Here is a 24,194-nt window from a genome sequence, read left to right on the forward strand (position 1 = left end):
TTGATTATCCTTTCATAATTTCTGCAAACCTGGCCCTTTTGGTGCTATGGCAATTGTCAGGCAAGCTCAATATTTAAGCCTTTTTATCTTAATACTTTTATTTTCCCTCAATTTTCGTATCTTTGCCTGGCAAATAATAAATCCTAATTTATTTGCTATGCAACTCGATTCCACAAAGTTTATTGCCACAGGTTTAACGTATGACGACGTACTTTTAGTACCCGCATATTCCGAAATTCTGCCCCGTGAAGTAAATACAACCACTTTTTTAACTAAAAAAATTAAACTTAATGTTCCATTGATTTCTGCCGCAATGGATACTGTAACTGAAGCCGAACTTGCCATTGCCATTGCGCAAAATGGAGGTATAGGTATGTTACATAAAAACATGACTATAGACAGACAAGCTGCCGAAGTACGTAAAGTTAAGCGTTCGGAAAGCGGTATGATCCAGGATCCAGTAACCTTATTGGAAACAGCTGTTGTGGCCGATGCTTTCAAGATTATGAAAGAGCATAAAATTGGTGGTATTCCGGTTGTAAGTAGCGATAATAAGCTGGTTGGTATTATTACAAACAGAGATTTACGTTTCCAAAAAGATATGAAGAGACCAATTTCTGAGGTAATGACTAAAGAGAATTTAATCATTGCACCAGAAGGAACCACTTTAGTTCAGGCAGAAGAAATTCTTCAAAACCATAAAATCGAGAAACTTCCTGTAGTAAGTAAAGATGGATACTTAAGTGGTTTAATCACTTTTAAAGATATTTCTAAAGTTAAAGATTATCCTGCTGCCTGTAAAGACGAACGTGGTCGTTTAAGGGTGGGAGCTGCGGTAGGGGTAACAGCGGATACTTTACAGCGTGTTGATGCTTTGGTTCATGCTGGCGTTGATGTAATTACAATCGATACTGCTCATGGCCATACAAAAGGTGTGGTTGATAAATTAAAAGAAGTTAAAGCTAAATATCCTGATTTACAGGTTATTGTTGGTAATATTGCTACTGGTGCTGCTGCAAAATTCCTGGCAGATGCTGGCGCTGATGCTGTAAAAGTAGGTATTGGTCCAGGTTCTATCTGTACCACCAGAATTATCGCAGGTGTTGGTGTTCCTCAGTTATATGCAGTTTACGAATGCGCTAAAGCTTTAAAAGGAACGGGAGTACCTGTTATTGCTGATGGTGGTATTAAACACACTGGCGACATTGCTAAAGCTATTGCATCCGGTGCAAGTACAGTAATGGCAGGTTCGTTATTTGCAGGAGTAGAAGAATCGCCGGGTGAAACCATTATTTACGAAGGACGTAAATTTAAATCTTACCGCGGAATGGGTTCAATCGAAGCGATGGAGCAAGGTTCTAAAGACCGTTACTTTCAGGATGTGGAAGATGACATTAAAAAATTAGTTCCAGAAGGTATTGTTGGTCGTGTGCCATTTAAAGGTACTTTAGCAGAAGTAATGTACCAATACATTGGCGGTTTACGTGCGAGTATGGGTTACTGTGGAGCGGCAACTATAGAAGCGTTACAAGAAGCGCAGTTTGTACAGATTACCGCTGCGGGTATGCGCGAAAGCCATCCACATGATATTACCATTACTAAAGAAGCACCAAATTATACCAGATAAGGTGTAAGGTAGAGGTTTGAAGGTTTAGGCTTTAAATAATCTTGTTAGGAGGATTTTTTAACTACTCAAAATTTTAAGAAAAGAAATCATAATATCTTAGGTCCCCTTTAGAGGATTTAGAGGTAATTATAGCGGGGCATCGTTTACGATAGCCCCGTTTTATTTTTTATAGGCTGTATCATAAATATAGAATTGTCATCCTGAAAGGTAATTTATTGTATAAAAATCGATATAAATGACAGGAGACTTTTTTGGAAAGATGATAAGCTGCGAGAAATCGTCATTGCGAGAAGGCTTTTTCAGCCGACTAAGCAATCTTACAACGATCGCTACTAGGCTGCGCTTTAAGATTGCTTCGTTCCTCGCAATGCCCCCCCGATGTTGGAATCTGTCAATGGTAGAGGTTAGTTTTTGATAAAAAACATTGGAGTGGTAATGACATTTACATATCGTAGCGTCATTCCCAACTCGATTGGGAATCGTAATGCCTTGGTAGGGTTTGCCGGTCGCTTTAAGATTCCCGCATGCGCGGGAATGACGACCTTCCTAAAGAGATCTGTCATTGATAGCCTGTCGAAGGACCTGTTCAAATATCTCAAAGGGGCGTTTCGACAAGCTCAACGTGACAAATCCGAATAGAATTACAAATATGATACAGCCTCTTGGATTTAATAAAAATAGAAAAATAACAAAATAAAATTTGGCAGATAAATTTTTTTAATATATTTGTCGACTAAATCTATAGGATTTATATGATAATTATGAAAGCCAACCAAAAATCACACTCGTATTGTTGTTGTAGTCATTCTAAAACAGTAATCAAATATTTTCGAACGAGTCATTAATCAACAACATTTAACAAACTATATAACCAATCATGAACAAAAGTTTACTTATTTTCTTTTCATTAATATTTTCTGCAAGTTTTGTTTTTGCTCAAACACCTGTAAGAGGTGTAATAAAGGCAAGTAATGGCAGTATCATACCACACGCAACCATAAAGGTAAGAGGTACCAACCAAGCTGTTGTAGCCGATGATAATGGTGCATTTACCATTAATGTAAAGCAAGAAATCCCATTTTATTTACAAGTGAGTTCAGTTGGCTTTAAGCCCCAGGATTTTCAGTTTTTAAAACCACAAGAAACACCCATTGAGTTGGTTCTGGTAGAAAATGAACTGTTAGATGAAATTGTAGTAACTTCGAGAAGGCGTTCGGAGGTTTTACAAGATGTGCCTATTCCAATTACGGTAATCGGTGGACAGGCAGCAGAAAATGCAGGTGCATTTAACGTTAACCGTTTAAAAGAATTGGTTCCTTCTGTACAGTTGTATGCTTCTAATGCCAGAAATACAACCTTAAATATTAGGGGTTTGGGTTCAACATTCGGTTTAACCAACGATGGTATTGATCCAGGCGTAGGTTTCTATGTGGATGGTGTTTATCACGCCCGCCCGGCTGCCACCTCTACCGATTTTCTTGATATTGAACAAATAGAAGTTATCCGTGGTCCTCAAGGTACATTATTCGGAAAAAACACTACTGCTGGTGCATTTAACATTACCACTACAAAACCAACTCAAACACCAAGCGCAAAGGTAGAGCTGAGCGTTGGGAATTATAATTTTATCCAGGCAAAAACATCTGTTTCTGGAGGTGTAGCTAAAAATCTTGCTGCAAAAATATCAATATCGGGTACACAGCGTGATGGTACCATCTGGAATACGCGCGAAGAGCGTAAATACAGCGGGCAAAACAACCTCGGTTTTAAAGGCCAGTTGTACTATACCCCATCAGATAGATTAAAAATATTATTAAGTGGCGATGTAAGTGTGCAGCACCCGGCAGGTTATCCGCTGGTGATTGCAGGTGTTGCCCAAACAGAAAGAAGTGCTTACCGTCAGTATGCTAAAATTGTATCAGATTTAGGCTATCAACAACCAAAGATTGATCCTTTTTCAAGAGAAATCAATACCAATACACCTTGGCGGCACAATCAATCAATAGGAGGTATATCTTTAAACGTAGATTATAAAATAGGTAATGGAACACTTACCTCTACTACTGCCTGGAGATTCTGGAACTGGGATCCAACAAATGACAGGGATTTCTCTGAATTAGCTGCATTAACTAAATCACAAGGTAATTCCCGTCACGATCAATATTCACAGGAAATTAGATATGCTGGTAATATCACTGATAAATTAAGTGGTGTAATTGGTGTATTTGCCCTTGCCCAAAACTTAAAAGGTTTAGCTCAAACCGAAGAGGTAGGCAAAGATCAGTGGAGATTTGTACAAACAAGCAATACCGGCAGTCAGGCTTTATACTCAACACCAGGCTTGTTAGATGGCTTTGGCATCAAAACAAATTCAACCATCAAATCGTTAAGTGCTGCTATTTTTGCACAAGTAGATTGGGAATTTTTAACCAATCTGCATGTTTTACCTGGATTAAGATACACCTACGACAAAAAAGATGTTGATTATGACAGGGTAACTTACGGAGGTTTGCAAACTACAGACGCAGCTTTATTAGCACTCAAAGCAGCAGTGTACAGTAATCAACAGTTCACTACAAATGTAGATAACAATAATTTGTCTGGAAACCTTACGGTATCATATCGTCCAAATCCTAAATTAAATGTTTATGGAACTTTTTCTACTGCATATAAACCAGTTGGTGTAAACGTAGGAGGCTTGCCAACTACTTCAACCGGACAGGCAGACTTATCATTAGCTGTTGTAAAACCAGAATATGTTCAACATTACGAATTGGGTTTAAAAACCAAACCAGTAAAAGGTGCTATTTTAAATATTACAGCTTTTAATACCGATATTAAAGATTATCAAACCAATGTGCAATCTCCACAATTGGGGGTAAACAGAGGTTATCTGGCCAATGCAGAAAAAGTTAAAGTAAAAGGTTTAGAAGTTGATGGAACTTATCAATTAGAAAGGTTCTTAACTTTAAACGCTGCTGTAGCTTATCTTGATGGTAAATATGTGAAATTTACCAATGCACCGCTGCCTTTAGAAGAAACCGGACATACAGAACTCGTAAATGGCGTAGCTACTCAGGTCGCATTTAAAGATGCTTCAGGAGGTAGATTACCAGGTATATCTAAATGGAATATTTCTGGTGGTTCAGAATTTAGCACGCCGGGTAATTTAGCAACTAAGCCGGGTAGATATTTTATTGCTGCTGATGCCAGTTACCGTTCACAGTATTCTTCAAACCCTACACCATCGAGCATATTAAATGTTAAGGGATATGCTTTATTTAATGCCAGATTAGGATTCAAATCTGATAAATTCTCGGCATTTGTGTGGAGCAGAAATATCGGAAACAAAAATTACTACGAGCAGTTGCAGGCAGCAGCAGGTAACTCTGGTTTGTATGCAGGTGTACTTGGCGATCCGAGAACTTATGGTGCTACCTTGCGTTATTCTTTCTAAGATCATTTAACTAAAAATTTTTTCTCTCTTATATTTGGTTAAAAGGAGTGGTGTAATGCTACTCCTTTTTTATTAAACCTATCAGGTTTTAAAAACCTGATAGGTTTGTTAACGAAAGAACAAAAAACTGTAACAGCTTTGTTCAGAATTAAAATTTATAGAAAGCCGATAAAATATTAACTTCGGTAAATTTTAAAAAAAATGAATAAGCTTAACTCGGTTTGTGTGTATTGTGGCTCAAACTTTAACGGCGACATAACATTGCGTAACGAAATAAGGCAATTGGCAGAAACGCTTGTAAAACAGCACATCAGATTGGTTTATGGTGGCGGTAGCGTTGGGGTAATGGGTGTGTTAGCTAACGATGTACTGGAGTTGGGTGGTTTAGTAACGGGGGTAATTCCTCAATTTTTAATGGATAAGGAAGTCGGTCACCAAGGTTTAACCGAGATGGTTGTTACCGAAAATATGCATCAGAGAAAACAGAAAATGGCCGATTTGAGCGATGGTTTCGTCATCTTACCTGGTGGATTTGGTACATTGGAAGAATTTTTCGAAGTGCTAACCTGGTTACAGCTCGGCCTGCACAATAAACCTATTGGTGTTTTAAATGTAAATGGCTTTTACGATCCCTTGTTTACCCAAATGGAAGTGATGGTGCAAAGCAAATTCTTAAAACCAGCCAATCGCGATTTAGTTTTTAACGAGGCACATGCCGAAATATTAATTCATAAAATGGATCGTTTTTCTGCCATTCCCGACGAAGTTTGGTTTAGAGAAAGGAATCTGACCTAAAAATTAATGATTAAATAACAATAAACAATTATCAATTTGCCAGCGGAAAAGCGCTTGGCGCTAAAATATACCTATATATCAAATGCAAATTATTACCTCCCACGCGGAATTTGAACAATACCTTGGCAAGGAATTAGGCGTTTCTTCATGGCATACCATTACACAAGAACAGATTAATAAATTTGCCGATGCTACTTTAGATCATCAATGGATACATGTTGATGAAGAACGGGCGCAAAATGAAGGACCCTTTAAGGCAACTATTGCCCATGGGTATTTAACTTTATCGTTAATCCCTTACCTATGGAAAGAAATAGTAGATATCCAGAATTTAAAAATGGAGATCAATTATGGGATCGAAAGTTTAAGGTTTGCACAGGCAGTTACCGTAAACAGCAAAGTAAGGTTAAAAGCAAAATTGGCTTCCATCATTAATCTTCGGGGCGTAACTAAAGTAAATATGGGTATTGAAATGGAAATCGAAGACCAGAAAAAACCAGCATTTAGTGGTGAGGTAGTTTTCTTGTATCATTTTATCAGTTAATTATTACCTTGTAGCGGATCGTTTATTTTTAACGTTTAAGGAAGAAAAAACAAATTCGCTCATGAAAAATATTTTCAATCTTTTAAGTTTTGTTTTAATTAGTCTGTTCATCTTATCATGCGGAAAAAATAAGAAGCAAAATCCTGTTGCTGATTCATTTTTGCCGATGCAGATTGGTAATTTATGGTATATGAATGCTCAATCCTATACCGAAATTCAGGATACTGTCCGGATTAATAATAAGCTTTTTTACAAGTTTTACGCTTTGGTAGGTGGTGATGCAACCAGTACAGTTTATTTAAGGATCGACGAGCAGAATAAATTGATTGAGAGTTATCCCGATACTCCTTTGAAAACTTATACCAGAGCTGATTTTAATGCAAAAATGGGTGATAAGTTTTTTACTACTGGAGAAAAGGATGTAAATGATAACGAAGTAACTGTGGTTCAAAAATCGGATACCTCAATGACTTTTTCGTTTGATCCTGTTTATCATCCAAATTTAAAAGGCCACCCATCGCAGGTAAAATATATAAAAGGCAAAGGCTGGGCAGAAAACTTTAAAAAGCTAAAGATTAATGGCGTGGTTTATCAAAATTAGTCTTTACGTTTATACACTTTTTCATATTGTTCAATCCATTGTCCAGGTGTAATTTTTCTGGCTAGTTCTGCAACTAGTGCGTACGGAATATCATCTGGCTTTTTAAAACGGACACAACCTTTGCCCATATCGAGTTTATATTTACAATGTTTAGGGTATTCATCCTGAAACCATTCCAATAAATCGGTAAATGCGTATAGGCCCAAGTGATGCATAACAATAAAATTCTTTTGCGAACCAATATTGATAAAAGGTAAAGCCTGTTCTGGTTTACAGTGGTAACCATCAGGGTAAAGATCTAATGGAATAACATAGCCCAGCATACCATAGGAGATTTTTTCTTCGAACCCTTTGGGTAAGTTTTCTAAAATGGTATCCCTCAGTTTTGAAACAGGAACTTTTCTTTCTTCAGCGATACTGTTTAAATATTCTTCTGGTGTATTAATTGCCATCTGCATACTAATTTTTATCAAACTTCTTTTTTAACTTACTTACAATCGATGGATTATCCAATTCTTCTAAGCCGCTCAGTTCCAACTCCAGTGCCTTTGTACTGATCTGGATTTCGATTAACGAGATGATGAGCGAGATCATAAAGAAGATCAAACTCAATGCGAAAAGGATTTCGGCAACCGTATTCCACTCCAGGTAAATAAAAAACATACAAAAAAGACAGCTTGCGAAACTGAGTACACCAAAAGCCTGCATATTTTTAATTAACCTTAATCGGTAACGTAAGTTTTCAATCTGTTGATGAAGTGCTGAATTTTTATCGCTGTCTTCATATTTCGACTTTAAACTTCTTACCAAACTGGCCAAAGCCAGAAACCGGTTGGTATAAGCCAGCATAATTAAGCTAATGGCAGGAAACAATAGCGCAGGAATATTGATGGTTAGTTCCATTTTTAGGATTTACCCAAAAATATCATTTTAAATGGATTTCTTTCATATTAACCGCAAAGGGCGCAAAGTTTTTGCATAGAAATTTATAATAGCCAAAGTGTAAATTCATAAGTTTTTGTTGTTTTTTCTTTGTGTACTTTGCGATTAAAAAACTTAGCGCACTTTGCGGTTAAGTTGCCGGTAGACCAGAAACCGTTTTGGTCAATATTGTTTTTCTAAAATTAAATTTAAATTGCCACCATGAATATCGAATTCAACAAGAATGAGGATGTGAATAAACAGTTGGTATACGAACTGAAAACCAAACTCAAAAAAATATATTTAGGCGGTGGTGAAAAAAATGCTGCCAAACAAAAAGAAAAGGGAAAGCTATTGGCTCGTGAGCGGATTGCTTATTTAATTGATAAAGATACGGACTTTTTAGAAGTAGGTGCTTTTACCGCTGATGGCATGTATGCTGAGCAAGGTGGCTGTCCTTCGGCAGGCGTAGTTTGTGGTATTGGCTATGTAAGTGGAAGACAGTGTATGCTTGTAGCCAACGATGCCACGGTAAAAGCAGGTGCCTGGTTCCCGATGACGGCAAAAAAGAACTTACGTGCACAGGAAATTGCCATGGAGAACCGCTTACCAGTAATTTACCTGGTTGATAGCGCTGGTGTATACCTCCCGATGCAGGACGAAATTTTTCCCGATAAAGAACATTTTGGAAGAATGTTCCGTAACAATGCAATGATGTCATCAGAAGGGATTGTGCAAATTTCGGCCATTATGGGTGCTTGTGTAGCTGGTGGTGCCTATTTGCCGATTATGAGCGATGAAGCGATGATTGTTGATAAAACGGGCTCTGTATTTTTAGCGGGTTCTTATCTGGTAAAATCGGCCATAGGCGAAGAAGTTGACAATGAAACTTTGGGCGGGGCAACTACGCATTGCGAAATCTCGGGTGTTACCGATTATAAGCATCCTAATGATCAGGCTTGTTTGGATAGTATCAGGAACATCATGAGTATGTTGGGTGCGCCTCAAAATGCAGGTTTCGATCGGATTAAGCCTGCCAAACCTAAAGAAAAAGAAGAGGAATTATATGGGATCCTCCCCGAAAACCGTGACAAACCTTACGAAATAATGGATATCATTAACCGTTTGGTGGATCAATCTGAATTCGAAGAATACAAAAAAGGCTACGGACAAAGCATTGTTTGTGGTTTAGGACGTATTGATGGCTGGGCTGTGGGCATTGTGGCTAATCAACGTAAAGTAGTGAAATCGAAAAAGGGTGAAATGCAGTTTGGCGGTGTAATTTATTCTGATAGTGCCGATAAAGCTACCCGTTTTATTATGAATTGTAACCAGAAGAAAATCCCATTGGTTTTTTTACAGGATGTTACCGGTTTTATGGTGGGCAGCCGATCAGAACATGGCGGTATTATTAAAGATGGTGCCAAAATGGTTAATGCTGTAGCCAATTCTGTGGTGCCCAAATTTACAATAGTATTAGGGAATTCTTATGGTGCAGGCAATTATGCTATGTGTGGTAAGGCATACGACCCGAGATTGATATATGCATGGCCAACTGCTAAAATTGCGGTAATGGGTGGCTCACAGGCGGCAAAAACCTTACTTCAGATTCAGGAAGCCTCCTTGAAAGCCAAAGGAGAGGTAATCACACCAGAAAAAGAGGCCGAACTTTTAAAGGAAATCACTGATAAATACGATAGTCAAACCACACCTTATTATGCTGCATCGCGCCTTTGGGTAGATGGTATTATCGATCCATTGGAAACCAGAAAGGTTATTTCGATGGGGATTGAGGCCGCTAATCAATCGCCGATTACAAAGAAATTTAATGTAGGGGTGATACAGACTTAAGAGCTATCAGATGTTACCATCTGATATAAGGAACATTTTTCCGAAAGAAAATAATTTTATTAACTTTGGTATAAGCTTTTAATGAAAAGTATTAAAAATGAATTACAAAATATCATTATCGGAGATGGATCAGTTGGGCCAACAAGCAAACTTGAAAAAGTCCAAAATTTCCTTGGAACAAATGAGAAAGCAAGCTTCCGAACTGAAAAACAAAAGTATCTCAAAAGTGAAGAAGCAATCTGCTTAACCGATTTTGCTTTTAAAGAAAAGCTATTTTTTGTTGAAGAAATTTCTGAAGATAACTTTATCAGTGCAGGCGCTGAACAAAGGGTTTATCGTTTTGATGATTTCTATATCATCAAAATCAACGATTCTATATTTTACGAATATTGGCTTGATTATTTTAATAGCCTTCTTATCCATAATTATTTTTTTAGCGCAACAGCTTACGACTTTTTAGGTTTTAAATTTATTGATAACACATTCTACGCTGTTGTTAAGCAAGAGTTTATTATGTCTACAGAAATTACAGACTTGAATACCGTAAAGCAATTTTTATCTTATAATAATTTTAGTAATAGCCGGAACAATGATTATATTAATAGCGATTTAGGTATTATTTTCGAAGATTTGCATGACGAAAACGTACTTTCAAAGAATGGAATTTTATATTTTATTGATACCATTTTTTATCTAACCAAGGGTTTTTATTCAAGCAATATCTGATTATTATGATGGTTTGTTCTACCCCTTAAGCCACCTTGGCCTATCTCAGTTCTTATCATAAAAGTGCCTTTGTTTCTTGGTGGTATAAGAACAATTAAATGAACTTATTGATCAAAACAATTAATATTATATTTAAAACATGAAAAATCTTTGTCTTTTTCTTGTCCTTACACTATTGCAGATCAATCTCTTTGCCCAAAAAACGAATAAAATTCATCAAAATGCGATCGTAATCGATACCCATGGAGATATACTGTTCAATCAGATCAAATCGGGCATCGATATCGGGAAACTTCAGCCAAAAGGGAATTTCGATTTAGTAAGGGCCAAACAAGGTGGGTTAGATGTTCAGTTTTTCTCCATTTGGTGTGATGAAACAGGTGGATATGCTGTAGCTAATCAGGAAATAGATTCACTTTATAGTTTGATCAAGCGATATCCCGATAGGATCCAATTGGTTGCAACAGCTAAAGATTTAGAACTAGCGGTTAAACAACAAAAATTGGCCGCGATGATAGGGGTAGAAGGTGGCCATATGATCGAAAACCGTTTAGATTATATCGATAGCCTGGCAAAGCGCGGAATGGCTTACCTCACCTTAACCTGGAACAATAGTACCTCGTGGTCGAGTTCGGCCGCCGAAGAAACCTCGGGTAAAGTGAAACCTGAAAACGCGGGTTTAAACGACTTTGGAAAACAGGTAGTTAAACGCTTGAATAAACTCGGCATATTGATAGATTTATCGCATGTAGGCGAAAGAACATTTTACGATGCCATTGCAGCATCTACTAAACCCATAATTGTATCTCATAGCTGTGCTTACGCTCTAAATCCAGTTCCACGAAATTTAAAAAATGATCAGATTAAAGCTGTTGGTAAAAACGGTGGAGTAGTTTGTATTAATTTTTATAGCGGGTTTTTAGATTCTACTTTCAATACTAAACAAAAGGCTTTCTTTGCAAAATATGATGGCGAACTCAAAACATTGAGTGCTAAATATGGCAGAAGCAATGCCATTGATACCTTAATTTATAACCATCAGGCTGATGCCGAAGCTATACGACCGCCAATTGCACTTTTGGTTAAACATATCAATTATATAGTGAAATTAATTGGCATAAGCCACGTGGGGCTGGGCGCAGATTTTGATGGTGCCGAATCTTTTCCTTTAGGGATGAACAGTGTTGCCGATTATCCTAAAATTACCGATGAGCTGATTAAAAATGGATACTCTGAGAGTGATATCAATAAAATTCTGGGAGGTAATGTAATTCGGTTGATTAGAGAGAATAAAGGAGGGTAATTTTTTGTGCTTTAATATGTTACCATCTTACAGTTAAAGTACACCTGAATTGGAGTTGTGGCCTATCCAGTTAGTGTCAGATGGAAACATCTGACACCACGAATCTATCATGAGTGAGGCATCTTAATGCACCTGAGCTTTAAACGCCAAACGCCATACGCTTTCTGCTTGGCTTATGATGTTAATAAGTAAACTATGTTGACAATGTGCACTTGCCAACAAATATTTAAAGCGTTAAATTTGCACTACGATTAATGAATTTCAAACACACAATATAATGTTACAAGAAAACGAACACGTTCAGTGTTTAATTATAGGTTCAGGTCCTGCAGGTTATACTGCTGCAATTTATGCTGCCAGAGCTGATTTAAAACCAATTATGTATACCGGTATGCAAGCCGGTGGGCAGCTTACGCAAACTACAGATGTAGAAAATTTTCCAGGTTACCCACAAGGAATTATGGGGCCAGAAATGATGGAAGATTTCCGTAAGCAAGCCGAGCGTTTTGGTACCGATATCCGTTTCGGTTATGTAAGTTCGGTTGATTTTTCTTCAACACCACATAAAGTAGTGGTTGATGAAATTAAAACCATTACGGCTGATACCGTAATTATTGCTACAGGCGCTACAGCCAAATGGTTGGGCTTACCAAGTGAGCAACAATACAATGGTTTTGGTGTTTCGGCCTGTGCCGTGTGCGATGGTTTCTTCTTTAAAGGACAAGATGTTGCCATTGTAGGTGCTGGAGATACTGCTGCCGAAGAAGCAACTTATTTGGCAAAACTTTGTAAAACCGTTCATTTATTGGTGCGCAGAGACGAATTCAGGGCTTCTAAAACGATGGTTAGCCGCGTGTTGGCAACACCAAATATTGTGGTACACTACAATACCGAAACCCAGGAGATTTTAGGTAACGGTAAAAATGTAACTGCGGTTAAGGTTTTAAATAACAAAACTGGCATTGAGTCTGATATCGAAGTAGAAGGTTTCTTTGTGGCTATTGGTCACAAGCCAAATACTGATATTTTTAAAGGCCAGTTGGATATGGATGAAACTGGTTATTTAGCTACCAAACCAGGATCTACTTTAACCAATATCGAAGGTGTTTTTGCTTGTGGCGATGTTCAGGATATGTATTACAGACAGGCGGTAACTGCTGCAGGTTCTGGATGTATGGCCGCGCTTGATGCCGAAAGGTATTTAGCTGCTAAAGAACATCCTGTAGAAGCGTAAATAATATTTAAAATATTTTGAAGAAGAGATATCAGTAATGGTTTCTCTTTTTTTTGTGCCATAATCCTTAAAGCATAATGCTAAGCTTGTTATTTTTTGGAAAGCAAGTGCAGCTGCTCTTTTATTGTTCGTCCTGCTTTCCGCTACAAGTCCTCGCTGCGCTGTGGGCTTCCGCTATTCAGGTTTAAATACTTAGGTTTCTGCTACTATTAAGGGTTGAATAACGTGCTGCCTAGAATAACTCCTCTGCCGTTTGCAACCCAAAATAGTTAAACTGGCCGTGCCACCTAAACCTGGCAGTAGTGGCAGCTCCCGATATTTCATCGGGACTATAACGAATGACAGGGCTATCATTATCCAAACGCTTCTGTACCTGATTTCTAAAAAATATCACTAGCTCAAATGCTCAGATTATCTTTTAGCTATAACGATGAAGAAAGCAATTGCAGTGACTCTTTTTATTGTTAGTCCTGCTTTCCATTTCAATCAGGTTTAAATACTTAGGTTTCTGCTACTATTAAGGGTTGAATAGCGTGCTGCCTAAAATAACTCCTCTGCCGTTTTGCAACCCCACATAGTAAAACTGGCTGTGCCACCTAAACCCGATCAAAGCGATATGCCGATATTTCCATCGGCAGAAGTGGGAGCGGGGCTAGCATAACCTAAATACTGCTGTATCTGGTTTCCATGAAAAGATTATGATGCTAATTCTTGATGCAGTTCTTTTTGGCTTATTTTTTTGGAAAGCAATTGGAGTGGCTCTTTTTATTGTCAGTCCTGCTTTCCATTTCAAGTCCGCTCCCGATGAAAAATCTGGATTGCGTGCTTTCCATTTCAATCAGGTTTAAATACTTAGGTTTCTGCTACTATTTAGGGTTGAATAGCGTGCTGCCTAGAATAATTCTTCTGCGCTTTGCAACCCCAAATAGTTAAACTGGCTGTGCCACCTAAACCCGATCAAAGCGATATGCCGATATTTCCATCGGCAGAAGCGGGAGCGGGGCCACAATTTCCCAAATGATACTGTACTTGATTTCCCCACAAACAAAAATGTTTTTAACAATTTAACTTTCCCACATAGCATTACTCACTACTGGAATTAACTAAATGCTGCGCCAGTTTTTAAAAAAAAATCATGATCTCAAATTATTAATGCATCTATAAAAACTATAGCATGATGGAAGGACCTATCCAGAAATTAATAAATCGATTTATGATGATAATGCCTGATATCAAACGGTTGATCTTGATTGTAACAAAAATGTGGGATTTGTAATATCTCCATAATCTCTATCTTGGTTCAAATAATCAAAATAAATCTATAAAAACCAAAACACAACATGAACAAAGCATTATCGATTTTTATTGGAGTATTAATCAGCACAAGTGCATTTGCGCAGAGTGATCCTAATCTGGGTATCATACCTGCACCTGTAGCCATTACCAGGGCAAACGGAAATTTCATTTTAGATAAAACCACCGTTTTAGTAAATCAAAGCATCGACGGCGCAAAGATGGCAGATTTATTAAATGCTTTTATCGTTACCAAGGCCGGTTTCGCCCTAAGAGAAACTAAAATTACCCAACCTAACCAAAAGGCTATTATTTTAACATCTGTTGGAGCAGATCAATTACCAGCCGAAGGTTATACCATTAAGGTTAGCCCTAACCAAGTTATTTTGACAGGAAAAGGCGCAGGTCTTTTTTACGCCGTTCAATCGGCTATGCAAATGATGCCTGATAAAGTTGCCGATAAAATTACTATTCCTGCAGTTAATATTAACGATTATCCACGTTTTGCTTACCGCGGAACGATGTTGGATGTAAGCCGCCATTTCTTCCCGATTTCTTTTATCAAAAAGTACATCGATCAGCTGGCTTATTATAAAATCAATACTTTCCATTGGCATTTAACTGATGATCAGGGCTGGAGACTGGAAATAAAAAAATATCCAAAACTAATCGAAATCGGTTCTTCACGTAACGGATCTATTATTGGCAATTACCCAGGTAATGGCAATTATCTTACGCCAGTTAAGGGTTATTATACGCAAGAAGAAGCCAAAGAAATTGTTAAATATGCTGCTGCTAAGTACATCACCGTAATTCCGGAGATCGAATTGCCAGGTCATGCTTCTGCGGCAATTGCAGCATATCCTGAATTAAGTTGTTTCCCTGATCGTGATACCTTTATCAGTGATAAAACACCATGGGCGGGCAGCAGAAAAGGAAAGCAAGTACAGCAAACCTGGGGTGTCTTTGACGATATTTTTGTGCCATCTGCAAACACATTTACGATGTTGAATAATATTCTAGATGAGGTTATTGCCATTTTTCCTTCGAAATACATTCACATTGGTGGCGATGAGGCCCCTAAAACCTATTGGAAAGAATCTACTTTCTGTCAGAACCTGATGAAAGAGAAAGGTTTGAAAGATGAGCATGAATTGCAGAGCTATTTTATCCAGACCATAGAAAAACATGTTAATGCAAAAGGACGCTCTATTATTGGTTGGGATGAAATTTTAGAAGGAGGTTTGGCTCCAAATGCAACTGTAATGAGCTGGAGAGGCGAAGATGGTGGAATTGCGGCAGCGCAACAAAAGCACGATGTAATTATGACACCAGGTTCTATGGGTTTATATATTGATCATAAACAATCTAATTCTCCTGATGAGCCCGTAACCATTGGCGGATTTGCTCCTTATCAAAAGATTTATGCTTACGATCCAATTCCAAAAGTATTAACCGCTGATGAGCGAAAATACATTAAAGGTGTACAGGCAAATATGTGGTCTGAGTATATCAAAACTACAGCAAAAGCAGAAAATCACGCTTTCCCTCGCTTATTGGCTTTATCAGAAATTGCATGGTCGCCGGTTGAGCGTAAAGATTTAAAGAATTTTTCTGAACAACGTTTGCCAGCACATTTAGCACGTTTAGATAAAATGAATGTGAATTTCTGGGTGCCTACACCAATTGGTCAGAGCGATAAACCTTTAACCGGAGGAGAATTTACAATTGATTTAAAAGCACCAGTTAGCGGAGCTAAAATTTATTATTCGATAGATTTATCCCGTCCATCAGAAAATGCGTTTTTATACACCTCACCAATTAAAATTACAGTACCACAAGGCGAAAAAAGAGTGTTGAAAACAGTTGTTGTTGCACCAAGTGGTAGAAGAAGTGTAGCCACAGAAACTGTTTTAAATAACGGAGCACCTGAAGTTAAAACAGAGGCAAAGAAATAAAAAATGTTGCTTTAAAACGCTAAAATGCTTAATTTGGGGCAACCAAAACGTCCTAAATAGAATGAAATTACAGAAATATACATTACAGCATCTCTTGTTAATAACAGGGATGCTGTTTTGTTTTGCATGCTCAGAAGAAAAACCCAAAGAAATTAAAGCCGAAACCGCAAAAGTGCAGAAAAATCCCTTCCGTTTTTACAAAGATATAGAAGTAAAACCCGGATTAAATTTCGAAATTGTAAGCTGGGGAAAAGGGGTTGATTCTATAGGAGGATATCAGATTCTCATGTCTGATTCTGTTCGCAACAATTACAGATCTGCTGCTGTAGATCGCAAAGGTATTTTGATCGATGCCTGGAATATGGATTTAGACAATGATGGAAATCCTGAATTGTATATTCAGCTCTTAAGCAAAAAAACAGTTTCAGATTTAAATGTTTTTGAATATGCAGGTGGCGATTTCAATAAAATCAGTTTCCCTTCGTTAGGCGCCAATCAAAAGAAAGGTTATACGGGTAACGATAATTTTTTTATTAAAAACGGAGACCTGTTCCGTTCTTTCCCGGTGAAGGATAGCGCCGATAGCACTAAAACGATTACCAAGACCTATCAATATAAATTAAGCGGAAATAGTTTTTCTACAAGTGAGGTAAAGCCTGAAGAAAATAAAGCTAAAAGCTGAAAGACCAAAGACTAAAGGTGAAGGGCGTAGCGCGTGAAGCGTGGAGACGACTCTTCGCGCCGGTGTCATCCTGAGCGTAGTCGAAGGATCTTTCATGCTATTAACCATATATTAGAAATGAGCAGCGAAAAATTTTCAATTATAGATCGAATCAAGAGCTTTAAATATGCTTTTAATGGGCTAAAATTGTTCTTTGTTAACGATCATAACGGAAGAGTTCATCTGTTTGCGGCAATCGTTGCTATTGGCCTATCTTTTTACTTAAAAATATCTGGTTTAGAGTGGATTGCTATTTTATCCGTTATTTCGGCTGTTTTTGTAGCCGAAATTTTAAACGCTGCTATAGAAAAACTGGCCGATGTAGTTTCTCCAGATTATCACCCCAAAATTAAAGTGGTAAAAGATTTGGCTGCTGCTGCGGTTTTGGTGGCTGCGTTCCTGGCGGTAGCGGTTGGTTTTATTGTCTTTATTCCAAAGCTATTTTTGTAGCTCAGCCATAGCAGTCCTCGATTCTTCAATCTTATCCTGGATAATATCATCCCATCGGGCCTGCATTTTATGGTTACTTCCATGCTCAGTTTCTTCGTCATAGTTACGTTGCATGGTATCGAAATAATCGCTGATCTGGTTGGCTAGCTCAGATATTTGAGCTTTATAGCTCGTTACAGAATAGTTTCTGTTTTTCAATACCCTTTCGGCTTCTAAAAGTAAAATATATTGAATATCGGCATGCCCTTGTTCGTGGTGTAAAAGACTGGCCCTAATTTCGGGGTCTTTAATTTTATCCCACTTTACCCAAGATCGGGTTTTATCGATACTCACATCATTTTTTAGCTTAATAGCAACACGGTTACGATAAACGGTACTTTCGTAACTATACCTCCATGTCATGGCAGTGAGTGCAAAAAATGGCGAGCGCATATCGGCTTTACCTTTAAAGTGCGTTTCCCAATTCAGCTGAACCGATTGGGTAAAATCTTGTTTAAAGGCAAATGTGCATAGCAATGCCAGCAAAAATAAAAGGGCAATTAGTCGTGTTTTCACCTGTGTAATTTTAGTTTCAACGGTGTTGAAGCTATCCTGATTTATCTATTCCATTGTTGAATGATAAATCAGGATAGTTTCGTGTGTTGATTTTTACAATGAAAAAACCGTGCCTAAAATTATTCAGGAGTAGAAATCTGTCCGCTGATCCGTTCAAATTTCTCAATCAGCAGTGAAATTCTTTCCTTTTCGCGTTTAATTACAGCCTTTCTCAATATAGTTGAGCAGAATAGTATCCATGAAAAAGTTAACACAATTGCAGCTACTTTTTGAGGCATACTCAAATAGGTTAAAATTTCGATGAAATAAAATATAATTCCGAGCGATAATGCAATGGCGTAAAACCAATATAAAGAATTGTAAAGTTTGTACCGGTTTAATTGATAGGTTTTTAAATTATTCAGGTATTCGTGTGGATGGGCCGTAGCATCATTTTTAGCAATCAAACGGTGATCGCGATATAGAATAAGCGTATATACACCAATAGCAACAATGGTAATACTGATGCCAACATGGGTTGTCCACGATTCGAAATGCATAAATATCCATAATGCAGCAATAGCGATAAAGGATGCCAGCATTCCTAAAATATTTAAAGCAGATTTTAGCTTTAATCCATTTACTTCTTTCTTCGCTTGTTGCAACATCTCATCAGCAGAAACTTTAACTTCTACCTCGTGCTTTTGCCACAACTCCTGTATTTGATCAAACGCTTGCATACTGGCTATATAGTTCTGTTAATTTTTGTTTAATTCGGTGAATTTTTACCCTTAAATTGCCTTCGCTTATCCCTGATATATCGGCAATTTCGTGGTATGGCAACTCATCAAGTACCATCGTAATAATCAAACGGTCATTCTCTTCAAGCTTCGATATACATTTATAAAGTAGGGCAACCTGCTCATTTTTCTCTGAAAATTCTTCTATCTTATTTTCAATGATGTTGTCCGTTAATTCATCTTTTGCCTGTCTTTTTTCAGATCTCAAATAAGTTAAACAGGTATTTACTGCAATTCTATAAATCCAAGTAGAAATTAAAGATTTGTTCCTGAACTTGTCCAGATTTTGCCAAACCTTTAAAAATGTTTCTTGTAAAAGATCATTTGCAGCGTCGGTATCGCCAGTATAACCATAACATAAATGGAATATCTTTTTGGAATTTGAGTCGAAGATCTCTTTAAATAACTTGTCTTTTTGTTCCATTTAGGGGTTTATAGTTGCGTTTTAGATGAGGATGTACGTTTTTTGTTACAGCAGAAACTAAAAATAATATATTTTTTAATGCCACCTGTTATCAAAATTTGTTACAAGCTGTAAATATCGTAGTTTTACCAAATTAACTTGCGACAAACTTTTTATATTCATGAAGAAAAATAAACTCACGCTTTTCATTTTCTTAGCGCTGATTGCGGGTATTGCATTAGGCTATATTTTAAATGTCAATTCAATCGATGTCTACAACCAGAAAATACTCACCGCCGATGCGAAAGTTAAAAGTATTGAAGTAAGCATTGCAAAAACTACAGATACGAGCAGTATAGGTTACACGCAACTTAAGGCCGAGCGAAAAGCCAATGCAAAAATCAAAAAAGAAAACGAAGACATCAGGGAGAAAAAATTAGAATATTTTACCCTGTTGAGTGATATTTTCCTTCGCCTGATTAAAATGATTGTTGCGCCACTTGTGTTTACAACTTTAGTGGTTGGTGTAGCCAAAGTAGGCGATATTAAAGCTGTAGGTAGAATTGGTGGTAAAACGTTAGGCTGGTTTTTGGCCATGTCGTTAATGTCGCTGGTGTTAGGTATGATTCTGGTGAACTTATTTGAACCTGGAAGGCACATGAAATTATCACTGCCAGATCAATTGGTGAACACGGGCATCCAGAAAGCATCAATGAGCGTGAAAGATTTTATCGCACACGTTTTCCCGAAAAGTATTGCCGAATCGATGGCTACCAACGAAATTTTACAGATTGTGGTATTCTCCTTATTCTTTGGCGTAGCCACCGCTGCCATCGGCGATTTAGGGCAGGTTGTGATAAAAGCATTTGATGCTATTGCGCATGTAATCTTAAAAATGACCGGTTATGTAATGAACTTTGCGCCATTGGCTGTTTTTGGGGCAATGACCGCCATCGTGGCCAAACAAGGCTTGAACGTACTTAATACCTATGCTATATTTATTGGCGAGTTCTATCTTGGTTTAGTGATACTTTGGGCCCTATTAATTTTCTTAGGATTTTTGGTATTGAAGAAACGTATTTTCCGTCTGGTAAACGATATGAAAGAGCCTGCACTTTTGGCTTTTAGTACAGCAAGTAGTGAAGCGGCTTATCCCAAAACAATGATGCTGTTAGAACGTTTTGGCTGTAAAGATAAAATTGTAAGTTTCGTACTGCCATTGGGTTATTCGTTCAATTTAGATGGTTCTATGATGTACATGACCTTTGCTTCTTTATTTATTGCACAGGCTTACGGCATTCATTTAGGTTTCGAACAGCAAATTTCTATGCTTTTAATCCTCATGTTAACCAGTAAAGGAATTGCAGGTGTGCCAAGAGCCTCGTTGGTGGTTATTGCAGGTACTATAGCAAGTTTCAATATTCCTGAAGCAGGCTTGGCGTTGTTAATCGGTATCGATCCTTTATTGGATATGGGCCGTTCTGCAACAAATGTTGTTGGAAATAGCATCGCAACAGCAGTGGTAAGTAAGTGGGAAGGGGAGCTTAAGGAGTCCTGAGTCTGGAGTTGGAAGTCTTGAGTCCTATTGTCTCATTCAATCACTCAACAATTCACTCATTCAATAATTAAATATTAATTCAATAATTCAACATCAAGTGTCAAGTAGAGGAAAAAAAATATTCTTAGCCATTACCATTATCGTTCCGATGATCATTTATTGTTATATCTATTATAAACCGATTATTCAGAATGCACCTTTCCGCAAGGATGATTTTGTATCAATGCAGTATAGCTATGGCTTAAATGATACTTTGGAAAACACATATGATTCAAAGACTGGTGTTTACCAGTACGTAAATAATAAGGACTCTGTGGTTACTAAAAAGTTCTTTTTAAAGAGCAATGATGTGTTATACATGCATAGAAAGGCAAATGAAATCGGCCTTTGGAATTTTCCAGATACCATTGGTAAAAAAAGTGATAAATCCAGGTTGGTACCGCGTTATGATATTACTTTCAATTATAAAAAAAAGTCGAAACACGTAACCATTTATGGCGACTTTGATGGCAATCCAAAATTACTGGATGCCGCTGTTCAAATGAGAAAAATCATTCAGGAAACCTTATTACAAGCCGAAAAAAGAAGCGGGAAGTAGATAGCGTAGTCCGGAGTCGAGATTCCGAGGTCCGAAGCCAAATTGCCTGTAAATCAGTTTAGTGTTGAGCGTTTGGTGTCAAATTAACCAATTAGCTAGCCTGGAGTTGGGAGTTTTGGATTTGGAGTCGAAGGATCTGCCACGGAGCTTGAATAGCAAACAGGCAAATATTTAACTATTAGGAAATGAACGGCTTGTGGTTCTTGGAAGCCTTTAGTCCTGCCATTCGCTAATTCCGATGAAGAATCGGAACCGCTGCTGTCAGGTTTAGAAATGAAAGTTTCTACAACCAGCAACCCTAAAAATGAAAAGCTGTTTTGAGCGACTAGCCCAGGTTGAAGCGTTAACCTGCAGCAACGAGGTACGAGGAAGCGAAGTGTAAAAGCGTAAAACGGAAAGGACTTGGTGTTTTGCATTTGCCTTGCGCTACAATCATAAGTGTTTGCTGCAATGGACAGCAGGGCAGGTTTAGCCTAAGAATTATCGAACCATGCTTTTCGGAAAATAGAATTAATAATAGTAGTCAAATCGATCTCGAAATCCTTAAATCCTCCGAATCCTGATCCTGTATGATTTTAGTGAAAAATATTTTCGATATGTATTTGTGTGTTAATTGAATTTGTTCTATATTTGCACCTCGTTAAATAAAAATTAAAAAACTAATATTTAAACAATGTACGCAATAGTAAATATAGCAGGGCAGCAATTTAAAGTTGCTAAAGACCAGCACCTTTTTGTACACAGATTACAAGGAGATGAAGGCGCTAGTATTGAATTTGATAATGTATTGTTGGTTGACAACGGTGGTGCGATTACTGTAGGTGCTCCTGCAGTTAAAGGTGCTAAAGTTTCAGCTAAGATCGTATCTCATTTAAAAGGTGATAAAGTAATTATTTTCCACAAAAAACGTAGAAAAGGTTACAAAAAGAAAAATGGTCACCGCCAGTTTTTCACTAAGATTCAGATCTCTGACATCACTCTATAATTAATTGTTAACCCAATAATTCGCTTTTTAGCGAGTTACAAAATATAAAATCATGGCACACAAAAAAGGAGCCGGTAGTTCGAAAAACGGACGTGAATCGCATAGTAAGCGTTTAGGTATTAAAATTTTCGGTGGGCAATTGGCTATCGCTGGAAACATTTTAGTACGTCAACGTGGAACAAAACACCACCCTGATAAAGGTGTTGGTATTGGTAGAGACCACACTTTATTTGCTTTAGTTGATGGTACTGTAATTTTCAGAAAGAAACAAGATAACAAATCTTATGTTTCTATCCTTCCTATTACAGAAGCTGAAATCGAAGCAGCAGTAGCTAAAGCACCAGTTGCTAAAAAAGCGGTTGCAAAGAAAGAAGTTGTAGCTGAAGAGGTTGTTGAAGCAGCACCAGTTGCTAAAAAAGCACCTGCTAAAAAAGCAGCTAAAAAAGACGAAACTACTGAAGAAGCTGCACCTGCAGAATAATTGGTAACAAAGTTATAAAGGAAAGTCCTGATGCAAATCGGGACTTTTTTTGTTTAGAGGGATTTAGTAGTTCATTTATCATTGGTTCATTTGTAAGTTGGTTAAGCGGTTAATTGGCTCCAACACCAAACTATCTAACAACCCTTCGACTCCGCTACCATTGACAGGCTCCAATAGAATGGCCGTCATCTCGACTGTAGCGCAGCGAAATGGAGAGATCTTTGTAGCAAGTTATTGAATCAAATTTAAAAGATTTCTCCACTGCGGTCGAAATGACGATACTTCTAGACCATTCACCTTCTTTATCTATTTGTCATTCATATTGATTTTTATAAAATTAAATTATCCCTCAGGGTGACATATCGAGGGGAAATCGGCTAATCGACTCCGGACTCAACTGTTAAACCATGTTAAATAACAAAAATTAACATTTCTCCGATTTAGATTTGACTATTGATTTAAAACAATTCAAATGAATTTGAAGAGAATATCTTTATTAATCCCACTACTTATTTCTGGTCGGTTGTTGCACGCACAAGATGTAGAAGAAAATATCCGCATGGTGAAACCATTTAAGGCCGATGGCATATCGAACGAGTGGAACGAAACGCTTAACCAGTACAACGATGCCACCAAACTGGCTTTTGCTTTGGCCAATGATGACAAAAACTTGTACATCATTATCGAGTCGTTAGATCCCCAAACTACTTTTAGTGTGCTAAGGGGTGGTATTACCTTAAACATTAATACTGAGGGTAAAAAGAAAGATGGTATGAAGTTAACCTTTCCTTTGATGGAAAGACCGCCAATGCCAAAAGAAGGAGAAGAGCATCATGATCATGCTCCTTTATCACCTGATAAAGATAACGAGCTGCACGATCCCGCTGCGATGAATAAAAGTATCCGAGTTTCGGGATTTAAAAATATTGCTGATGGTGAGTTGCCAGCAATGAATCAGGACGGTATTGAGACCGGAATGAGCATTCATTCCAATAGAGATCTTATTTACGAATTAAGCATTCCATTAGCGCAATTACAGGTAGGATTAGACCTTAAAAAGCCGTTGGTTTACAATATCAAAATTAATGAACCGAATAAATCTGGCTTCAAAAGGGAAGGTAGGACTGAAGGTGCAGGTGGTGGTAAAGACAGATCGGGCGGAAGAGGTGGAATGGGAGGCGGCCGTGGCGGTATGGGCGGTGGAAGAATGGGTGGTGGCGGCCAACGACCATCAGAAGGCGGCGAACCGGCAGCTAAATCTTCTGATTTTTGGATTAAATATAAATTGGTAAAGGCTTAAGCTAGGATATATAAGTCATTTCGAGAGATAATTTATTGTATAAAAATCAATATA

22 protein-coding genes are annotated in these 24,194 nt (G+C 37.7%); 17 read left to right on the forward strand and 5 right to left on the reverse strand.

The genetic code is table 11. The features are described from left to right. Positions 1–157 precede the first annotated feature (157 nt). From guaB to EZ456_RS10410, 5 genes are all read left to right on the forward strand, one after another. Positions 158–1,627, forward strand: coding sequence for an IMP dehydrogenase (guaB, locus tag EZ456_RS10390; RefSeq protein WP_131529864.1), 1,470 nt, complete (start codon positions 158–160; stop codon positions 1,625–1,627). A gap of 877 nt (positions 1,628–2,504) precedes the next feature. Beyond that, the gene (locus tag EZ456_RS10395) at positions 2,505–5,084 is read left to right on the forward strand and encodes a TonB-dependent receptor (protein WP_131529866.1); all 2,580 of its coding nucleotides are present in this window, start codon (positions 2,505–2,507) and stop codon (positions 5,082–5,084) included. A gap of 201 nt (positions 5,085–5,285) precedes the next feature. Next, on the forward strand, positions 5,286–5,879 hold the full coding sequence (locus tag EZ456_RS10400) for an LOG family protein (protein ID WP_131529868.1): 594 nt from the start codon (positions 5,286–5,288) through the stop codon (positions 5,877–5,879). 82 nt (positions 5,880–5,961) lie between these two features. After that, on the forward strand, positions 5,962–6,423 hold the full coding sequence (locus EZ456_RS10405; protein ID WP_131529870.1) for a MaoC family dehydratase: 462 nt from the start codon (positions 5,962–5,964) through the stop codon (positions 6,421–6,423). A 61-nt stretch (positions 6,424–6,484) separates the two neighbouring features. After that, complete coding sequence (locus EZ456_RS10410) at positions 6,485–7,024, forward strand: hypothetical protein (protein ID WP_131529872.1); 540 nt, start codon at positions 6,485–6,487, stop codon at positions 7,022–7,024. Here the strand turns inward: EZ456_RS10410 and EZ456_RS10415 are convergent. Further along, entirely contained in the window at positions 7,021–7,476 is a 456-nt protein-coding gene (locus EZ456_RS10415) for an iron chaperone (protein WP_225876515.1), read from the reverse strand. The genes EZ456_RS10410 and EZ456_RS10415 overlap by 4 nt on opposite strands. Positions 7,477–7,483: 7 nt before the next feature. After that, entirely contained in the window at positions 7,484–7,927 is a 444-nt protein-coding gene (locus EZ456_RS10420) for a DUF2721 domain-containing protein (RefSeq protein ID WP_131529876.1), read from the reverse strand. 240 nt (positions 7,928–8,167) lie between these two features. Between EZ456_RS10420 and EZ456_RS10425 the strand changes: the two genes are divergently transcribed. From EZ456_RS10425 to EZ456_RS10455, 7 genes are all read left to right on the forward strand, one after another. After that, positions 8,168–9,796 carry an acyl-CoA carboxylase subunit beta gene (locus tag EZ456_RS10425; protein ID WP_131529878.1) on the forward strand — a complete coding sequence of 543 codons (1,629 nt, stop codon included), beginning with the start codon at positions 8,168–8,170 and terminating at the stop codon, positions 9,794–9,796. 81 nt (positions 9,797–9,877) lie between these two features. After that, positions 9,878–10,522, forward strand: coding sequence for a putative polyvalent protein kinase domain-containing protein (locus EZ456_RS10430; RefSeq protein ID WP_131529880.1), 645 nt, complete (start codon positions 9,878–9,880; stop codon positions 10,520–10,522). Positions 10,523–10,661: 139 nt separating this feature from the next. After that, the gene (locus EZ456_RS10435; RefSeq protein WP_131529882.1) at positions 10,662–11,825 is read left to right on the forward strand and encodes a dipeptidase; all 1,164 of its coding nucleotides are present in this window, start codon (positions 10,662–10,664) and stop codon (positions 11,823–11,825) included. A gap of 277 nt (positions 11,826–12,102) precedes the next feature. Then, entirely contained in the window at positions 12,103–13,059 is a 957-nt protein-coding gene (trxB, locus tag EZ456_RS10440) for a thioredoxin-disulfide reductase (RefSeq protein WP_131529884.1), read from the forward strand. A 1,340-nt stretch (positions 13,060–14,399) separates the two neighbouring features. Continuing rightward, a complete protein-coding gene (locus tag EZ456_RS10445; protein ID WP_131529886.1) occupies positions 14,400–16,310 on the forward strand; it encodes a beta-N-acetylhexosaminidase in 1,911 nt (636 codons plus the stop codon). A 61-nt stretch (positions 16,311–16,371) separates the two neighbouring features. Continuing rightward, on the forward strand, positions 16,372–16,992 hold the full coding sequence (locus tag EZ456_RS10450; RefSeq protein ID WP_131529888.1) for a hypothetical protein: 621 nt from the start codon (positions 16,372–16,374) through the stop codon (positions 16,990–16,992). Between the two features lie 117 nt (positions 16,993–17,109). Beyond that, positions 17,110–17,481, forward strand: a complete 372-nt coding sequence (locus tag EZ456_RS10455; protein ID WP_131529890.1) for a diacylglycerol kinase family protein — start codon at positions 17,110–17,112, stop codon at positions 17,479–17,481. Here EZ456_RS10455 and EZ456_RS10460 read toward each other — a convergent pair. From EZ456_RS10460 to EZ456_RS10470, 3 genes are all read right to left on the reverse strand, one after another. Beyond that, complete coding sequence (locus EZ456_RS10460) at positions 17,470–18,036, reverse strand: DUF922 domain-containing protein (protein WP_131529892.1); 567 nt, start codon at positions 18,034–18,036, stop codon at positions 17,470–17,472. The two genes, EZ456_RS10455 and EZ456_RS10460, sit on opposite strands and share 12 nt — an antisense overlap. A 119-nt stretch (positions 18,037–18,155) precedes the next feature. Next, the gene (locus EZ456_RS10465) at positions 18,156–18,755 is read right to left on the reverse strand and encodes a hypothetical protein (RefSeq protein ID WP_131529894.1); all 600 of its coding nucleotides are present in this window, start codon (positions 18,753–18,755) and stop codon (positions 18,156–18,158) included. Then, complete coding sequence (locus EZ456_RS10470) at positions 18,742–19,239, reverse strand: RNA polymerase sigma factor (RefSeq protein ID WP_029275756.1); 498 nt, start codon at positions 19,237–19,239, stop codon at positions 18,742–18,744. The genes EZ456_RS10465 and EZ456_RS10470 overlap by 14 nt, the downstream gene beginning before the upstream one ends. 160 nt (positions 19,240–19,399) lie before the next feature. Here EZ456_RS10470 and EZ456_RS10475 point away from each other — a divergent pair, with 160 nt between their 5' ends. The 5 genes from EZ456_RS10475 (at position 19,400) to EZ456_RS10495 (ending at position 24,140) form a co-directional block, all read left to right on the forward strand. After that, a complete protein-coding gene (locus EZ456_RS10475) occupies positions 19,400–20,776 on the forward strand; it encodes a dicarboxylate/amino acid:cation symporter (protein WP_131529896.1) in 1,377 nt (458 codons plus the stop codon). Between the two features lie 97 nt (positions 20,777–20,873). After that, a complete protein-coding gene (locus EZ456_RS10480) occupies positions 20,874–21,374 on the forward strand; it encodes a hypothetical protein (protein WP_131529898.1) in 501 nt (166 codons plus the stop codon). A 673-nt stretch (positions 21,375–22,047) separates the two neighbouring features. Next, positions 22,048–22,359, forward strand: a complete 312-nt coding sequence (rplU, locus tag EZ456_RS10485; protein WP_025146774.1) for a 50S ribosomal protein L21 — start codon at positions 22,048–22,050, stop codon at positions 22,357–22,359. A gap of 52 nt (positions 22,360–22,411) precedes the next feature. Then, entirely contained in the window at positions 22,412–22,840 is a 429-nt protein-coding gene (gene rpmA, locus EZ456_RS10490) for a 50S ribosomal protein L27 (protein ID WP_131032291.1), read from the forward strand. 478 nt (positions 22,841–23,318) lie between these two features. Continuing rightward, positions 23,319–24,140, forward strand: coding sequence for a hypothetical protein (locus EZ456_RS10495; protein WP_131529900.1), 822 nt, complete (start codon positions 23,319–23,321; stop codon positions 24,138–24,140). Positions 24,141–24,194: the final 54 nt, after the last annotated feature.

Origin of the sequence: Pedobacter psychrodurus, assembly GCF_004331735.1 — a bacterium.
GTDB classification, from domain to species: domain Bacteria; phylum Bacteroidota; class Bacteroidia; order Sphingobacteriales; family Sphingobacteriaceae; genus Pedobacter; species Pedobacter psychrodurus.

Excerpts from the sequence above, each read along its gene's own strand:
- EZ456_RS10425 (WP_131529878.1), top strand. The coding sequence starts at position 8,168 with ATGAATATCGAATTCAACAAGAATGAGGATGTGAATAAACAGTTGGTA.
- EZ456_RS10445 (WP_131529886.1), top strand. The coding sequence starts at position 14,400 with ATGAACAAAGCATTATCGATTTTTATTGGAGTATTAATCAGCACAAGT.
- rplU (WP_025146774.1), top strand. The coding sequence starts at position 22,048 with ATGTACGCAATAGTAAATATAGCAGGGCAGCAATTTAAAGTTGCTAAA.
- EZ456_RS10400 (WP_131529868.1), top strand. The coding sequence starts at position 5,286 with ATGAATAAGCTTAACTCGGTTTGTGTGTATTGTGGCTCAAACTTTAAC.
- EZ456_RS10450 (WP_131529888.1), top strand. The coding sequence starts at position 16,372 with ATGAAATTACAGAAATATACATTACAGCATCTCTTGTTAATAACAGGG.
- EZ456_RS10395 (WP_131529866.1), top strand. The coding sequence starts at position 2,505 with ATGAACAAAAGTTTACTTATTTTCTTTTCATTAATATTTTCTGCAAGT.
- EZ456_RS10405 (WP_131529870.1), top strand. The coding sequence starts at position 5,962 with ATGCAAATTATTACCTCCCACGCGGAATTTGAACAATACCTTGGCAAG.
- EZ456_RS10455 (WP_131529890.1), top strand. The coding sequence starts at position 17,110 with ATGAGCAGCGAAAAATTTTCAATTATAGATCGAATCAAGAGCTTTAAA.
- EZ456_RS10430 (WP_131529880.1), top strand. The coding sequence starts at position 9,878 with ATGAAAAGTATTAAAAATGAATTACAAAATATCATTATCGGAGATGGA.
- EZ456_RS10470 (WP_029275756.1), bottom strand. The coding sequence starts at position 19,239 with ATGGAACAAAAAGACAAGTTATTTAAAGAGATCTTCGACTCAAATTCC.
- trxB (WP_131529884.1), top strand. The coding sequence starts at position 12,103 with ATGTTACAAGAAAACGAACACGTTCAGTGTTTAATTATAGGTTCAGGT.
- rpmA (WP_131032291.1), top strand. The coding sequence starts at position 22,412 with ATGGCACACAAAAAAGGAGCCGGTAGTTCGAAAAACGGACGTGAATCG.
- EZ456_RS10420 (WP_131529876.1), bottom strand. The coding sequence starts at position 7,927 with ATGGAACTAACCATCAATATTCCTGCGCTATTGTTTCCTGCCATTAGC.
- EZ456_RS10475 (WP_131529896.1), top strand. The coding sequence starts at position 19,400 with ATGAAGAAAAATAAACTCACGCTTTTCATTTTCTTAGCGCTGATTGCG.
- EZ456_RS10465 (WP_131529894.1), bottom strand. The coding sequence starts at position 18,755 with ATGCAAGCGTTTGATCAAATACAGGAGTTGTGGCAAAAGCACGAGGTA.
- EZ456_RS10415 (WP_225876515.1), bottom strand. The coding sequence starts at position 7,476 with ATGGCAATTAATACACCAGAAGAATATTTAAACAGTATCGCTGAAGAA.
- EZ456_RS10410 (WP_131529872.1), top strand. The coding sequence starts at position 6,485 with ATGAAAAATATTTTCAATCTTTTAAGTTTTGTTTTAATTAGTCTGTTC.
- guaB (WP_131529864.1), top strand. The coding sequence starts at position 158 with ATGCAACTCGATTCCACAAAGTTTATTGCCACAGGTTTAACGTATGAC.
- EZ456_RS10435 (WP_131529882.1), top strand. The coding sequence starts at position 10,662 with ATGAAAAATCTTTGTCTTTTTCTTGTCCTTACACTATTGCAGATCAAT.